16 protein-coding genes are annotated in these 16351 nt (G+C 36.3%); 5 read left to right on the forward strand and 11 right to left on the reverse strand.

Annotation, left to right across the window (positions count from 1 at the left end; all coding sequences use genetic code 11):
- Positions 1-14: 14 nt before the first annotated feature.
- From AOY20_RS03005 to lptF, 4 genes are all read right to left on the reverse strand, one after another.
- Positions 15-1184 (reverse strand): S41 family peptidase, encoded by a 1170-nt coding sequence (locus AOY20_RS03005; RefSeq protein ID WP_054580490.1) that lies wholly within the window; start codon positions 1182-1184, stop codon positions 15-17.
- A 20-nt stretch (positions 1185-1204) separates the two neighbouring features.
- Positions 1205-2752, reverse strand: coding sequence for a 2,3-bisphosphoglycerate-independent phosphoglycerate mutase (gpmI, locus tag AOY20_RS03010; protein ID WP_054580491.1), 1548 nt, complete (start codon positions 2750-2752; stop codon positions 1205-1207).
- A 124-nt stretch (positions 2753-2876) separates the two neighbouring features.
- Complete coding sequence (lptG, locus tag AOY20_RS03015) at positions 2877-3947, reverse strand: LPS export ABC transporter permease LptG (RefSeq protein ID WP_054580492.1); 1071 nt, start codon at positions 3945-3947, stop codon at positions 2877-2879.
- A 2-nt stretch (positions 3948-3949) separates the two neighbouring features.
- A complete protein-coding gene (lptF, locus tag AOY20_RS03020; RefSeq protein ID WP_054580493.1) occupies positions 3950-5050 on the reverse strand; it encodes an LPS export ABC transporter permease LptF in 1101 nt (366 codons plus the stop codon).
- 149 nt (positions 5051-5199) lie between these two features.
- Here lptF and AOY20_RS03025 point away from each other — a divergent pair, with 149 nt between their 5' ends.
- Genes AOY20_RS03025 through blhA form a run of 3 tightly spaced genes read left to right on the forward strand, consistent with a single transcriptional unit; the run spans position 5200 to position 7693 of the window.
- A complete protein-coding gene (locus AOY20_RS03025) occupies positions 5200-6645 on the forward strand; it encodes a leucyl aminopeptidase (RefSeq protein WP_054580494.1) in 1446 nt (481 codons plus the stop codon).
- A complete protein-coding gene (locus tag AOY20_RS03030; protein WP_054580495.1) occupies positions 6638-7048 on the forward strand; it encodes a DNA polymerase III subunit chi in 411 nt (136 codons plus the stop codon). The genes AOY20_RS03025 and AOY20_RS03030 overlap by 8 nt, the downstream gene beginning before the upstream one ends.
- 24 nt (positions 7049-7072) lie before the next feature.
- Positions 7073-7693 carry a cell division protein BlhA gene (blhA, locus tag AOY20_RS03035; protein WP_054580496.1) on the forward strand — a complete coding sequence of 207 codons (621 nt, stop codon included), beginning with the start codon at positions 7073-7075 and terminating at the stop codon, positions 7691-7693.
- 71 nt (positions 7694-7764) lie between these two features.
- On the opposite strand, the gene AOY20_RS03040 is transcribed toward blhA, so the two are convergent.
- The 7 genes from AOY20_RS03040 to glnK all read right to left on the reverse strand — a co-directional run bounded on the left by AOY20_RS03040 (position 7765) and on the right by glnK (position 14285).
- Positions 7765-8310, reverse strand: a complete 546-nt coding sequence (locus AOY20_RS03040) for a VTT domain-containing protein (RefSeq protein WP_054580497.1) — start codon at positions 8308-8310, stop codon at positions 7765-7767.
- A gap of 96 nt (positions 8311-8406) precedes the next feature.
- Positions 8407-9069: a riboflavin synthase gene (locus AOY20_RS03045; protein WP_054580498.1), complete on the reverse strand. Its 663-nt coding sequence runs from the start codon at positions 9067-9069 to the stop codon at positions 8407-8409.
- A 403-nt stretch (positions 9070-9472) separates the two neighbouring features.
- Complete coding sequence (locus AOY20_RS03050; protein ID WP_054580499.1) at positions 9473-10765, reverse strand: DNA adenine methylase; 1293 nt, start codon at positions 10763-10765, stop codon at positions 9473-9475.
- Positions 10762-11865 (reverse strand): bifunctional diaminohydroxyphosphoribosylaminopyrimidine deaminase/5-amino-6-(5-phosphoribosylamino)uracil reductase RibD, encoded by a 1104-nt coding sequence (ribD, locus tag AOY20_RS03055; RefSeq protein WP_054580500.1) that lies wholly within the window; start codon positions 11863-11865, stop codon positions 10762-10764. The genes AOY20_RS03050 and ribD overlap by 4 nt, the downstream gene beginning before the upstream one ends.
- Positions 11866-11893: 28 nt before the next feature.
- Positions 11894-12352, reverse strand: coding sequence for a transcriptional regulator NrdR (gene nrdR, locus AOY20_RS03060; protein ID WP_054580501.1), 459 nt, complete (start codon positions 12350-12352; stop codon positions 11894-11896).
- A gap of 140 nt (positions 12353-12492) precedes the next feature.
- Positions 12493-13884: an ammonium transporter gene (locus AOY20_RS03065; protein ID WP_054580502.1), complete on the reverse strand. Its 1392-nt coding sequence runs from the start codon at positions 13882-13884 to the stop codon at positions 12493-12495.
- 62 nt (positions 13885-13946) lie between these two features.
- On the reverse strand, positions 13947-14285 hold the full coding sequence (glnK, locus tag AOY20_RS03070; RefSeq protein ID WP_004650081.1) for a P-II family nitrogen regulator: 339 nt from the start codon (positions 14283-14285) through the stop codon (positions 13947-13949).
- A 262-nt stretch (positions 14286-14547) separates the two neighbouring features.
- Between glnK and AOY20_RS03075 the strand changes: the two genes are divergently transcribed.
- Together AOY20_RS03075 and AOY20_RS03080 are read left to right on the forward strand one after the other, a co-directional pair.
- Positions 14548-14775, forward strand: coding sequence for an accessory factor UbiK family protein (locus tag AOY20_RS03075; RefSeq protein ID WP_054580503.1), 228 nt, complete (start codon positions 14548-14550; stop codon positions 14773-14775).
- A 68-nt stretch (positions 14776-14843) separates the two neighbouring features.
- On the forward strand, positions 14844-16328 hold the full coding sequence (locus AOY20_RS03080; RefSeq protein ID WP_054580504.1) for a YifB family Mg chelatase-like AAA ATPase: 1485 nt from the start codon (positions 14844-14846) through the stop codon (positions 16326-16328).
- Positions 16329-16351 lie beyond the last annotated feature (23 nt).

Below are 16351 nucleotides of genomic sequence, written 5' to 3' on the forward strand. Positions count from 1 at the left end.
AAAATTTATATTTATTATTTTTGGTTGAGAAGAAGCTCAGCAACATGTTCAATATATGCTTCTTCTTTCATATCGGGTGGTAAAACATAGCTATGATTTGGTTCAATCCCAATTCCCTCAATCATATTCCCTTTCGGTGTGTAATAATGAGAAACCGTCATTTGTAGTGCTGAATTATCAGATAAAGGAAATAGCTTTTGTACCACACCTTTACCATAACTTTTTTCACCCACAACCCATGCACGGCCATGCTCTTTTAAGGCTGCCGTAAATACCTCTGCCGCAGATGCTGAACGATTATTGATTAAAATTCCTACTTTCAATTGATCATGATCATATCCTGGCAATGCTTGATATTGCTGATCACCCTCACTTCGGCTTTTTGTTGATACAATAATACCTTGACTTAAAAATAAATCTGCAGACTCTACGGCTGCTGACAATAAGCCACCTGGGTTATTTCTTAAATCAATTAAAACTGCTTTAATACCATTTTCAGAATATTGATCGATCAAATTTGAAATCTGATTTGCTGTATCTTGTTGAAAAACTTTGACCTTAACCACCAAGACATGATTGTTTAAAAGTTGTGCTTGGATATCTGTTTCAACTTTTTTATTCCGCACCAAATTAAATGGTTGGCTATTTCCTGCGAGCTGAATACTTAATGTTGAGCCTACAGCACCACTGAGTAAATTATTCACTTGGTCATGATTCAGTTTTTTAAGTTCTTGATCATCTATTTTAAAAACACTAACACCATTTCTGAGCCCTTGTTTAGATGAATCTCCATCTTTTTTTATATTTTTAATAACCCATTGATTAATCTTGTCATTATGTTCCAATTCAAAATCTACTGAAGCAATATCACCTTCTGTATATTGAACAAGTTGCTTATATTCTTCAGGTAATAAATAACGAGAATAACGATCCAACCCACTTACAAGCCCTTTAATCGCTTGCTGAAACAACTGTTCATCATTTTTTTCTTGAACATAATTATCCTGCACAATGCCATAAATCTGTACAAATTTTTGGATAGATTCTACAGGTACTTCTTCAGATTTCAGATCTAATTCATCATCAAAACCTGAAAGGTTATTATTTGCAGGTGCAGCCCATACAGTGAAAAGACCCGAACACGCCAGTAAAGTTATAAAAACTAAATATGTGTGCCGAGTCATAATTCACCTTATAAATTTATTTATGGTGTAAGGGTAATTAAATTACGACCCTTCATTTCTTCTGGAATAGGAAGTTGCATTAAACTTAAAAGCGTTGGTGCAACATCTGCCAATACACCACCCTCAGCAATAACAGCTTGAGTTGGCCCCACATAAATAAACGGAACCAATTCCGTTGTATGTTGGGTATGTACTTGACCACTTTCATAGTCTTGCATTTGTTCTACATTACCATGATCAGCAGTCACAAGCATATGGCCATTTTGTGCCATTACAGCGTCATATACACGACCTAAACAGGTATCAACTGCTTCAACTGCTTTAACCGCTGCAGAGAATACACCTGTATGCCCTACCATATCACCATTTGCGAAGTTCACAACAAGTAGATCATACTCACCTGAATTAATCGCTGCAACAAGTTCATCAGTAACTTCATAAGCACTCATCTCTGGCTTTAAGTCATAAGTTGCAACATTTGGTGATGGAATAAGAATACGTTTTTCACCCGGATATTCATCTTCACGACCACCACTAAAGAAGAATGTTACATGAGCATACTTCTCTGTTTCAGCAATACGTAATTGTGTTTTACCCAAATTCGATAAATACTCACCAATTGAATTCGTTAAAGCTTCAGGCATGTATGCAACTGGTGCATCAATTGTTGCTTGGTAACGCGTTAACATGACATATTTTGCAAGCTGTGGAACAACCTTACGTTCAAAACTAGCGAAGTCTTTTTCTACAAATGCACGTGTAATCTCACGTGCACGGTCTGCACGAAAATTCATAAAGATTAAGCTGTCGCCATCTGAAACTTTTGCAACATCGCCAATACGTGTTGCTTTTACAAACTCATCACTTTCTTCAGCTGCATATGCAAGTTCTAAGCCTTCAACTGCTGTTGCTGCTGTACGAACAGCCTCTCCTTCAGTCAATAAACGATAAGCTTGTTCAACACGATCCCAACGGTTATCACGATCCATGGCGAAATAACGACCAATCATTGTCGCAATACGACCTTGAGCAGGATATTGAGCAAATAAAGCATCTAATTTTTCTAAAGAAGGTTGAGCGCTTTTCGGTGGAGTATCACGACCATCTAAAAATGCGTGTAAATAAACTTTCACACCACGTTTAAGTGCTAATTCTGCCATTGCAACAATATGATCTTCATGTGAGTGAACACCACCTTGAGATAATAATCCCATAATATGTACGGCATTATTTGTTGCTTTTGCTTTTTCAACTGCATCTACAAGTACTTCATGCTCAAAGAATGCACCTGTACGAATATCTTTAGTAATACGTGTAAAATCTTGATAAAGCACACGACCTGCACCAAGATTCATATGACCAACTTCAGAGTTCCCCATCTGACCATCAGGTAAACCAACATCTTCGCCAGATCCAGAAATTAGGCTATGAGGATGATTTTCCTGCATTGCTGTCAAATTTGGACGTTTCGCTGCTAAAAAAGCATTATCTTTTTCTTCAATACGATGCCCAACACCATCCATAATTACCAATACGTGAGGGATTTTTCCAGCAGTTGCATCCGTCATGATGTACACTCTTTCTGTTTACTAATTCATCAACATATCTTACCTTTTTTTCAGGTAAGACTCTATCTTAAAGCCTATGGTTTAAGCCTTTTAACACTATTGTTTTCTTCTATTTAAGATCACTTTATCTTGCTCGGTGCAATAAGTATCCACCAATACAAAATACGAAAAGAATAGGAAGGAAGACAAACCATGCAGGTGATGGTGAATACACTAAACTTGCGTATCCAAAAAAGTCCTGCAAATAAAAGAAACCTAAACCTGTAAATAATGCAATCACTAAGCGAAAGCCCATTGACTGCTGACGTAAAGGTCCAAAAATAAAGGAACAAGCAACAACAACCAATGCTATTAAAGAAAAAGGTGTTGCTACTTTTTGCCAAAATGCCAATTGGTATGTTTTTGGAACTTGGCTATATTCATGCATATAACTTGTAATACTAATTAATTGGCTTGGTGATAAATCATTTGGGTCCATCGTAACCATATGAACATATTTAGGTTGTAACGCCATTGCTAATGGTAAGTTAGGTAAAACATCTACATGCGCATTACCATCATTTAAAATATCCAATTCTTTGGCATCTTTTAAGTCCCAACGTCCATCAGTAATAAAATTACCTTGCTCAGCAGAAATTGTCGCTCGCAAATTATACTTTTCATCAAAATCTAAAGCTTCAACGCCTTTTAACTGTCCTAATGAATTCGCATAGTCAATATAAATAAAGCGCTGCCCTTCTCGGGTCCAATAGCCTCGAACAGATCCTAACTCTGCAACAGTTCTATGCTTTTTAATATTTTTGGCTTGCTCATTGGTATATGGAATAACCCACTCACTTAAGGTAAATGCTAAAACAATTAAAATAAGTGCTGAACGAATGACCCATCCAACTATGCTCCATAGACTAATGCCTGAAGCACGCATCACAATAAGTTCACTATTAGAAGCCAAAATACCTAAACCTAAAACAGCACCAATCAATGCTGAAATGGGTAAAATTTCATATAGATATTTAGGTGCTCCCCACAATACATATTTCAATGCATCTAAAGCACCATAGCCATCTTCCAATGAGCCAAGCTCACCCAAATAAGTAAATAAAACTTGTAATCCAGATAAAATAAGCGTAGCACCAATCATCGCAAGTGCAGTCGTTTTCGTTACATGCTTCGCAACAATTCTACGAGCTAACATAATTAAGACCTCACTTGCTTGGTGGTATTTTTAAACTTTGCCGTTAACTTTTGCTTACGTGAAAATAATGCAGCAAAAAGAGAATATGCGATAAGCACTGCTGGATAACTCCATACCCCAACTTCTTCTTTCGTAATACGTGTTTTAAGTGCCATTAAAACAACGATTAAACTTGCAAAAATGAGCAATGAAGGGAAAAGCTTTAAATATCGCCCTTGTCGTGGATTTACTTCAGATAATGCAACTGCTAAGAATAACGCCACAAATACAGTAAATGGAACAAATACACGCCACCATAATTCACTTGCAACAACGGGATCTTGTCTATTTTCCCAAAGCTGAGTTGTAGGTAACGCATCAACTTCTGTGCTATCAAATTTTGCTTCTTTATTATTTTCTAACCGTAATCGATAACTCTCAAACTCAATATGAGAATATTTTGGTTGTCCAGGTAAGATTTCATAACGGCGACCTTCTGTTAAATCAACAACACTCGCTGTATCACCAGGGACATCAACTCGCTCAGCTTCTCTCGCCATAATAATAATATCTGGCTTTTTCACATCACCAGATCGTTGATAAACAAAAATATCTCTTAATCTTTTTCGATCTTCTGAAAGATCACCTGCATAAATTGTATAAGGTCCAGATGAAATAAATTCTTTTGGTCGAACTAAATCAAATCCTGAACGAATGGCTTGAGTTGAGGTGAGTTCTTCATATTTTCTAACACCCCATGGTCCTGCCCAAAACATTAAGAACCCTTGTACTATCATAAATACAATAGTCATTGGAACAAGAAGCTTTGCTAAATGATTTCGACTAAGCCCACTGCTATTAAATACAGCCATCTCATGGTCAACATAAAGTCGACCAAAAACCAACATTAATGCAATGAAAAAACCTAATGGAAGAATTAATGTCAAAAATTCTGGTAAGCGGTATCCAATAATGCTAAATAAAATACTGACATCTAAACGCCCTTGTGCAGCTACACCAAAATACTTAATCAGTCGACCACCCATCATGATCAATGTCAATAAGGCAATCACTACCAATGAAGTTGAAACCACTTGCTTGACCAGATAACGCCGAATAATCAAATTAATTCTTCCAGAAACGGGGTAAAAAAACTCGCATTAGTTTACCCTAATGTTAAAAATATAAAACTATACTCATGTTGCACATTGAAACTAAGTTGATGAAAATGTTTCAATGAACTCTAAATTTCTAAAAGGCACGAATACCTCATATGAAACTTACTATTAATTCGTCATATCAAGAAAATTCTGACCAACATCTCGTTATTTTAGTAGATTCAGAACAGATCCAAAATACTGCAACAGCATATTCAATCGAGAACATCAATATCTTGGTCGAATCAACGCAATTTAAAGCTGGATTGAATGAATCACTACCTTTAATTAATCAGACATCTGTTTGTGCAAATAGCCTATTATTAGGTTTGGGTAAAACAGCTGAATTAAAACCAGCGAAATTAGCCGAAATTTCTAAGACAATTATCAAAGCTTCTCAAAAAAAATTCAAACAGATTAGTGTTGATATTTCAAAACTACCTCAAGAGCTTCATTATCTCTTCGCACTTAGTTTGACTCAAGCAGCATATTCTTTTGATGAATATAAATCGAAAAAAAATGAATTTGTTTTAGAACAAATTAATCTTGTTGCTACAGAAACAACTTTAAATAACGAACAGCTAGCACTTATTGAAGCAATTCAATCAGGTCAAACTCTTGCTCGTCATTTAGGTAATCGTCCAGGAAATGTATGTTTCCCAGAATATCTTGCAGATCAAGCAATTGCTTTAGCAGCAGAATTCCCAGATCTACTCAAAGTTACTGTTTTAGATGAACAACAAATTGCTGACCTTGGTATGGGTGCTTTCCTTGCTGTAAGCAAAGGTTCTGATCGCCCAGGGCGTATTATCACTCTAGAATATCAAGCAAATCGCTCTGAAGCACCTGTTGTTCTTGTGGGTAAAGGCATTACTTTTGATACAGGTGGCATTTCACTTAAACCAGGCGCTGGCATGGATGAAATGAAATACGATATGTGTGGTTCAGCATCTGTTTTAGGTACTATGCGTGCACTATGTGAAGCAAAACTACCTATTCATGTTGTAGGTGCTATTGCTGCTGCTGAAAATATGCCTTCAGGAAAAGCAACACGTCCAGGTGATATCGTAACAACGATGAGCGGTCAAACTGTTGAAATTTTAAATACAGATGCTGAAGGTCGTTTAGTACTTTGTGACACTCTCACTTATGTAAAACGTTTTAACCCTGCCCTTGTTATTGATATTGCAACATTAACAGGTGCATGTGTTGTTGCTTTAGGTTCAGTACTTACAGGTATGTTTACACCAGATGATGAATTGGCAGCAGAGCTCACTACAGCAGGACAAACAGCATTTGACCGTGTATGGCGTATGCCTGTTCTTGAAGACTATCAAGAACAATTAGATTCTCCATTTGCAGATATTGCAAATATTGGTGGTCCAAAAGCGGGTTCAGTTACAGCAGCTTGCTTCTTACAACGCTTTACTCGTGAATATCGTTGGGCACACTTAGATATTGCAGGTACAGCTTGGAATTCTGGTGCAAATAAATCTGCAACAGGTCGTCCTGTACCATTATTAATGCAATTCTTAGCTAATCGTGTAAATACGAATGGCTAAAGTAAGCTTTTATCTCTTTGAAAAAAGCCCTGAACGGCAAGTCGAAAGTACTTGCCGTTTATGTCGAAAAATTATGCGACAGGCTGAAGCTAAAATCTGGTTATTTTGTGCAGATAAATCCTTGCAACAAGAGATTGATGATCGATTATGGACATTTGACCCAACCAGTTTTATTCCACATGGCATTCATCAACTCGAAAGCTCAATCTGCATTTCAGAGCATTTGCCTACAAGTTCAGATTGGATTATATTTAATTTTAATAATCAAATATTTGAAAATTTTGAATCTGTAAATCATGTAATTGAAATTATTGAAAATAATGAAATAGCTAAACAACTTGGGCGTGAAAAATTTAAACAATACCGAAAACATGGTATCCAACCACAAACACATAAACTATAGTCATGTTAACAAAGGAGATATCTTGTGGCATTAAATGTCGGACCAGATTTTAAACAGCGCTGGTTAGAAGCACCTGAAGCTGTACGTCAGGCATATCTTGATGATCTGCAACGTATCTGTGAAGTTCTTAAACCTGAAACTGCTCTAGATACATGGATTGAATATGATCTAGCACAACAACAAAAATCTTTAGAAACAATTGATACTGCTTATGCTGAACTTAAAGCACGATTAATTGAAGAAGCTAAAATTCGTCGTCAACAAGCATTAGAAAAAAAGCTTGCTGAAAAACGTGCTGAAGAAGAAGCTTATGCTCAACAATTACTTATTGATGAAGAGCAAAAAAGAATAGTAGAAACAGAAAAGCTTTCGAAATTAAAAGATAATGTAGATCTTGAAATTCGTCGTTATGCTTCACGTTATTCAAAAAACCCAGATAGCTTAGGATATTTCTTAACACATCATTTAAACCTTTCCGAACATGATGCTGTCGAACAAATTGATAGTCTTAAAATTCGTCTTGAATTAGAGGCCGATACCTTAATTGAACAAACTGTTCAGGCTTTTAGAGCAAAACTACATGCTGCAGCGCAAGACGAGATTGCATATCTTCTAGAAAACTCAAAAATAAAAAAAGATAATTAAATCATCTTCATTTTAAAACCTACAAAAGAGCCCTTATGGGCTTTTTTGTTTTATGATTCTTAGGTTAGCATTTAAAACACATCAACAACAGCAGATAAAGTATGCCCTACTCCATAGCCAATCGCTAAAAGAAGTCCAATCCAAATAAATCCACCAAGCACATTATAAATAGAAAAACTTATAATATTCATTTTTGCTGACCCCGCTGCAAAAGGTGCAAATGAACGAACAAAAGGAACAAAACGAGCAACTAAAATTGTTTTCCCACCATGTTTGGTAAAATAGTTATTGGTTTTTACCAAATATTCAGGTTTAAAATAACGTGTATGCTTATTAAAGTACTTAATCCCTAAATAACTGCCTGTATAGTAATTTACGGTATATCCTAAAATACTTGCTACAATTAAAGTAACGCCCATATAGTGCAAATGAATCACGTCTGTCGTTGAACATAAAGCACCAATAGCAATCAGTAAGCTATCTCCTGGCAAGAAAAACATAAATACAGAGCCAGTTTCTGCGAAAATTACTAAAAATAGAATGGCATAAATCCAAACTCCGTAATTGGCTAGCAATACTGGTAACCACTGTTCTAAATTTAGTAAAAAATCAAACATACTTTTTTGTCCAAAATCTTAATTTTTTTCTCTTATGATCTTTGATGATGAATCAAATGATTTTAATCATTAAACTCTGATTCAAGTCCACATCATTCATTTTAAAAAACCATTCTCTGCGAGAAAACTTAGACTAATATCTGTTTTTTCAGATTTTACTTCAGCTGCCTTATCACCCAATAATAACCGTTCAATATAGCGTGCTAAAACATCAACTTCTAAATTGACTTTAGAACCTACTTGCCACGTTCCAATATTAGTACGTTCAGCAGTATGTGGAATTAAGTTGAGACTTAAAATATGACCACGTAAATGATTAATCGTCAAACTAATACCATCGACAGTAATAGAACCTTTTTCAGCCAAATATTTTGCAATTTCAACAGGCGCTGTGACTTCAAAATATAATGATCGAGCATCTTTACGTACAAGTGTAATTTCACCTATAGCGTCTACATGTCCACTGACAATATGTCCACCAAATCTTGTTGTTGGCAACATCGCTTTTTCGACATTTACAGGCTGCCCGACTTTCCATTGACCTAAAGTCGTTCGATTTAAACTTTCGCGGGAAACATCTGCTGTATACCATTTGTCACCCCATTCAATAACGGTTAAACAAATGCCATTAGTAGCAATAGAATCACCTAGGTGAACATCAGACATATCTAAATCTGTTTGAATACGTAAACGAATATCTCCGCCTACACTTTGTAAACTTTCTACTTTACCTAGACTTTCAATAATGCCTGTAAACATTTTTCACTCACATGTACTTCAATGACAATAAATAGTTCGTCGACATTGAATATTTTTCAGTGTTGTACTTTGTACAATTTCGCATGAAATTTCATCTTTTTTAGATGATTTACCCCAAAAATCACCCTAAGACTACCATAATTTTTCAGTTATCTTACAATTCTTGCTGTAAAGAAGTTTGATTTTTAATCACTACAATTAAACTCAAGTTAAGATATTTTTCATCTATTTTTGCTTAAAACCTATTAAATAACCGTAATAAAAATTAATTTAAACCCATTTTTAAATCTAATTTATCATCTATTAATAATGTAAAAAATTTATCTTCTTCTATCCTAAGAAAATAAAAAGGCACTTCCAAAAAAGTGCCTCTGAGATTATTTATTCATCTTTTATCAAAATTTTACCAAAGTGCTAGTTGAGTACTTACACCGCTAGTATCTACACCACCTAATTCAGCAAAATGATGAAGCTGACTTAATAGCTGACGAATTGGTGGTCCTGATTTGGCATGTGTATCTGTAATTACAATAAATTCTAGCACACGAGCTCTTTCAGATTGTCGTTGTTTACTCACACGATAACGTGGTACATCTTGTGTCAACAAAGTCACACGACCACGTTTTAAATTTGCTTGTAACAAATCAGTCGCACTGATATTTCCATCAGTAGAATAACTCGTCAAGATAAAACGAGCATTGATTGTTTCAAGTAGTTTTTCATACGCTTCTTTAGCATGCTTAGAAGAGTTATAGGGACTTGGGCGTTCTTTACGCCAAGCACGATCAATTCCACTTTTGAAACCTTTGGTATCTGGCGTTGGTAAATCAACTTGATCCCATAAAGTTAAAGCATTTAGTACATGATAATTACTACTATAAGCATGTTGATTATACGGTGGATCTAAATAAGCTACATCAACCTCAAAGCTACTCATTTGATTTGCTAAGTGCTGTGCATCTACACACCACATTTCAGCAGCTGGTCGCTTTGGATCACCAATTTCACAAAAACGACTTGGAGTTAACCAAAGTAAAGACTCAATACGTTCCAATGCTGTTTGTGTTTTTCCACCCCATCCGTGATGGAAGCTTTTAAATACACCACTGGTATTACTCACAAAACTTGCTGAATAAAGTAATGGTGCAAGTAATGCACTCATTTCTACATCATCAATTGCACCTTGTGCCTGCCACGTTGCAATTTGTTGGCGAATGGAATCAATACGCATACCATTTCGACGTTTAAAGAATAAACGATCACGTGCTGGATCATAAATTTCATCATTACGTGGACATAAATTATGTGTCACCCACCCCTTAACTTCAGGTAACCGATTTAAATAATCAATAGCTTTTTGATATCCACCTAACTCTTTAAATGCTGGAGCATCTGTACAAGACAATATTGCGCTATTTAGTGCGTGACTATAAGGTTCCCAATCATTAGCAATAACCCGATAACCATTTTGACGTGCTAAACGAGAAACCACACCTGAACCTGCAAAAAAGTCTGCAAAAATAGGGGCACGACCATCCTGTCGATTTAAAGTTCCAGTATTCTCTAGAGCTTCTAAGATTAAATGTAATAAACGGCGCTTATTCCCTAAATATGGAACTAATTGATGGAATAAGTATTCGTCTGTCGTACGTGCTGCATGACGACGTTTGTGATAAACCGTAGACTCTGAATTCATACTGTCTCTTGAGAAGGTTTTAACCTTAAACGCACATCTTCACCCAATTGATTGACCTCGATGAGCTTAAAACGGAGTTGCTCTGTCATACGATTAAAATTCGCATTAAACATTGCACGTGCTAACTGACCTAAAAAAGTTGGAGCAACATAACTAATGACTTCATCCACTAAATTTTCTTGTAGAAAAGCAGTTGATAAGGTTGCACCCGCTTCAATCATTACATCATAAATTTGATGTTCTTGAACCAGATAAGCCAACAGATTGGTTAAAGATTGAATAGAAATTTGCACCACGCCAAGTGTTTCTAGCTCAGGGCGATAAGGTCCCATTACCATAACAGTATTTGGATGCTGTAAAATTTTAGCATTTAGTGGTAGACGCCCCTGTCGATCTAAAATAATTCTTTTAGGTTGAACAATATGAGAAATATCGTCTATATCTTTCAAATGACGTACATTTAATTCACAATCATCTGCTAAAACAGTTTCTATTCCCGTAATCACAGCCCCAGAAATTGCACGCCAGTGCTGAACATCTTGTCGAGCTTCTGCACCAGTAATCCACTTTGACTCACCTGATGCCATTGCTGTACGTCCATCTAAACTTGATGCAATTTTTAAGCGAACATAAGGCATTTGAGTTGCCATTGCTTTTAAAAAGCCTTCATTCAAAGTATGAGCTAAAGTCTCGCAACAGCCAACTTCAACATCTATACCTGCATCACGTAAAATTTGTACGCCTTTACCAGCAACCAAAGGATTCGGATCAGAACACGCCACAATGACTTTTTTTAATCCTGCTTCCACTAATCCTTTGGCACAGGGTGGTGTTCTACCATAATGTGCACAAGGTTCTAATGTGACATAAGCCGTTGCACCTTGAGCGAATTCACCCGCTTGACGCATTGCAAAAACCTCAGCGTGAGGTTGACCTGCTTGAGGATGATATCCCTCGCCAACCACCTGCCCATCTTTCACAATTACACATCCTACATTTGGGTTAGGCTTTGTCGAATATTGTCCAAGCCGAGCCAAATTGATTGCTCGCTGCATCCACATCTTATCTTGATGAGGAAAATCTTGAATTAACTCAGACATGTGCAATGAAATCTCTTACTTTTAACACTTATTGATCACGTTGTTGCATTTGTTCAATTTGTCGACGAAATGCTTCTACATCTTGGAAATCTTGATAAACAGAAGCAAAACGAACATATGCAACATGATCTAAACTAAATAAACTTTGCATTACAATTTCGCCAATAGTTCGAGATTTCACATCTCTTTCACCTAAGCGACGTATTTGTAAGTGGATATCACTCAAAACTGTTTCGATCTGTTCTTGTGTCACAGGACGCTTTTGCAATGCATGAAGCAATGAACGACGTAATTTTGCTTCATCAAATGGTTCATTTTTGCCATCTGATTTCGTAACACGAGGCATCACGACTTCATAAGTTTCAAATGTTGTAAATCGTTCACCACAACTAATACATTCTCGACGTCGACGAATTTGGCAACCTTCAGCCGCCAAACGCGAATCAATAACTTTACTATCTGCGGCGTTGCAAAAAGGACAATGCATAGCGCTTTTATTGAACAAATCCTGATGATGTCTGAGTGTATCAAAAAATCTAAGATTTGTAGAGTCTTCTTCTACATATAGAAAAAAAACAGCCTATTTAGGCTGTTTTCCACAATATATTGATTATTTGATTTTTAAACTTATTCAATTCGTTCGCCATGTTGACTTAAATCTAGACCCATGCGTTCATCATCTGATTCAACACGAATACCAATCACTAAATCAATCACTTTAAGAATAATAAAAGTCAATATAGCTGAGTATGCAATTGTTGCTAACACACCTTCAACTTGAATCCATAATTGAGTCAATACATTTGTCGGTGCATTTTCACCCATAATAAATTCACTTGCAAAGAATGCTGTAAGGATTGCCCCAACAATACCACCTACACCATGCAGACCAAATGCATCTAATGAATCATCTGCTTTTAATGCACGTTTAAGTGCTGTAATACCCCAGAAACAGACCACACCACCAATAAGCCCCATAATTAAAGCGCCACTTACAGTAACGAAACCAGCTGCTGGTGTAATCACCACTAAACCTGCAACTGCACCAGATGCACCACCTAATACAGATGCTTTACCACGTACAATCTTTTCAACAACTAACCAAGAAATTGCTGCTGCTGCTGCTGCAACTTGTGTAACGACTAATGCATAACCTGCTGAACCATTTGCACCAAGTGCAGAACCACCGTTAAAGCCAAACCAACCTACCCAAATTAAGCTTGCGCCAATAACAGTTAATGTCAGATTATGTGGAGCCATAGATTCACGCCCCAAGCCCATACGTTTACCTAACATGTATGCTGCAACTAAACCTGCTACCCCTGAGTTAATATGAACAACTGTACCACCAGCAAAATCAAGTGCACCATCATTACCTAACCAACCACCGCCCCATACCCAGTGTGTAATTGGAGCATATACAACAATAACCCAAATCGTAATAAAGGCAATGAATGCACTAAACTTCATACGTTCAGCAATAGAACCACTAATGATGGCAACAGTAATAATGGCAAATGTCATTTGGAAAATAACAAATAAGATTTCAGGAATTGTGCCACTAAGTGCATCTGTTGTTATTCCTGCCAACATAATTTTATCTAAACCACCAACAAAGGCATTACCCTCTGAGAATGCTAAAGTATAACCAATTACAACCCAAACAATACTCACAACGGCTGCTGCAACAAAGCTATGTGCCATTGTGCTTAGTACGTTTTTCTTACGTACCATACCGCCATAGAATAAAGCTAAACCAGGAATAGTCATTAAAAGGACAAGTGCTGTTGATACTAAAATCCATGCCGTATCACCAGTATCTAATTTTTCTTCTGCTTGAACTGCTGCTGTTGGTTCTTTTTCTGTTTCAACTTCAGGTGTTACAGCCTCTATTGGCGCTGCATTTACTTCTACAATAGTTACTTCTTCTGAAACTGGAACTGATCCTTCTTCAGCTAAAGCAACAGAACTGCCAAAAAGTGCGCCTGATAAACTCAGCGCAAGTAGTATTTTTCTCATGCGTATCCCCCGACCTAGTTTTTTGAGTTATTTGCTACTCAGCAAACTTCATGCCAAACTAATTAAACTGCATCTGCACCTGTTTCACCGGTACGAATACGGATAACTTGCTCTAAATTAGTAACGAAAATTTTACCGTCACCAATTTTTCCTGTACTTGCTACACGAGTAATAGATTCAATTACAGAATCAACCATTTCATCACTGATTGCGATTTCAATTTTTACTTTTGGTAAGAAATCAACAACATATTCCGCACCACGATAGAGTTCTGTATGCCCTTTTTGGCGACCAAAACCTTTGACTTCCGTTACGGTGATCCCTTGAACACCAATTTCTGATAATGCTTCACGTACATCATCCAATTTAAAGGGTTTTACAATAGCAGTTACTAACTTCATGTGTGTTTTCCTTCGGCTTATTTCACCAGTAAGGTTTTATGTTCAAATTTCATGCCAATTTTTTAAAGTCGGGGGAAATTAAAAAAAAGCATAAGCAATTTTTGTACTTCTATTTTATACATTTAATTCCACTTAAAGTGTATGAAATAGGCTTTTTTAAAAGAATAATAACGATTTTAATCATCATATAATCCTATATTAATTGGAAAATGTTATAATTAAATCTATAGATAGAGCCTTCTATTCATTCTAGAGATTCCTTATGTTAGAAACATTATTACAAGCAATTCTTGAACAAGTAGATCAACCTAAAAAAGATCTCGAACACAATTTACGAGCATTGCTCAATGAAGCAATTACAAAAATTGATTTAGTTTCTAAAGAAGAAATTGAACGCCAACGTACTCAACTTAACCAAGCAAATTTACGCTTAAATGAACTACTTAAAACAGTTGAGGCATTAGAGATACAATTAACGAACAAAAAATAAGCACAATATTTGTGCAAAAATAAGAATTTGAAAAAATAAAAAATGCACCAAATCGGAACAATAATAAAATGTCTTTTTCAAAAGTTTATACGCGTGGACTATTAGGAATCCACGCCCCTTCTATTGAAGTAGAAGTCCATATTAGCCAAGGCTTACCGTCATTGACTATTGTTGGTTTACCTGAGGCAGCTGTTCGGGAAAGTAAAGACCGTGTTCGCTCTGCAATTATCAATAGTGGTTTTCAATTTCCAACTAAGCGCCTCACAATTAATTTAGCACCAGCGGACTTACCGAAAGATGGATCAAGACTTGATCTTGCAATAGCCTTAGGAATTTTAATTGCATCAGGACAGCTACCAGAACAGACTGCTCAAGATATTGAATTTGTAGGTGAACTTGCTTTAGATGGACAACTTCGCCAAATTACAGGTATTTTAAGTATTGCTATTGCCTGTCAAAAGGCAAATCGTCTTTTAATTCTGCCCCATACAAATGCAGATGAAGCCGCACAATTGCCAAATTTTCAAATCATTGCTGCCCAAAATTTAAAAGAAGTATGTCAACATTTAGATCAAAGTCATCCTCTAGATCCGTATATCGTAAATAAAGAAAGAGTTAGTAAAAAAATTCAACTCGATTTAGAAGATGTTAAAGGACAATTACGCCCACGACGTGCTTTAGAAATTGCAGCAGCTGGCGGACATTCCATTTTATTTCGTGGTCCTCCTGGTACAGGAAAAACTTTGTTGGCTTCACGTTTGCCCAGTATTTTACCGCCTTTGACTTTAGAGGAAAATTTAGAAGTTGCAAGTATTTATTCTGTCGCAAATACTACACATTATTTTGGTCAAAGACCTTTCCGTGCACCACATCACACTGCATCAGCAATCGCCTTAGTTGGCGGAGGCTCACACCCAAAACCAGGTGAAATAACGTTAGCTCATTTAGGTGTACTATTTTTAGATGAATTACCTGAATTTGACCGTAAAGTTTTAGAAGTACTTAGACAACCCTTAGAATCAAAAGAAATTGTGATTTCACGGGCATCTCGACAAATTACATTTCCTGCAAACTTTCAATTTATTGCAGCGATGAATCCTTGTCCTTGTGGCTATGCTTTTAATCAAGATATACGATGCCAATGCACAGTAGATGCAATTAAACGTTATCAAAATAGAATTTCTGGTCCATTATTAGACCGTATTGATTTACATATTGATGTTCCGCCTTTACAAGCAAATGAACTTCAAAATAATGTGCCAATAGAAACATCCGAAATGGTGCGTTTACGTGTAATACAAGCCTATGAAAAACAAATGCAACGTCAAAATATGCTAAACATGGCATTAAGTGCTAAACAACTCGAAAAATTTGCAACATTAAGCCCACAAGCAGCTAAAATTATTGAAATTGCTCAAGAAAGACTTAATTTATCTGCACGTGCCTATCATCGTATACTACGTGTTGCACGTACAATTGCAGATTTAGCTAATTCCGATGAAATTCAAAATCAGCATCTCTCAGAAGCTCTCTCTTATAGAAACCAACAATAATAAGAGGGTAACTTTCGTTACCC

Source organism: Acinetobacter equi, assembly GCF_001307195.1.
GTDB lineage: Bacteria > Pseudomonadota > Gammaproteobacteria > Pseudomonadales > Moraxellaceae > Acinetobacter > Acinetobacter equi.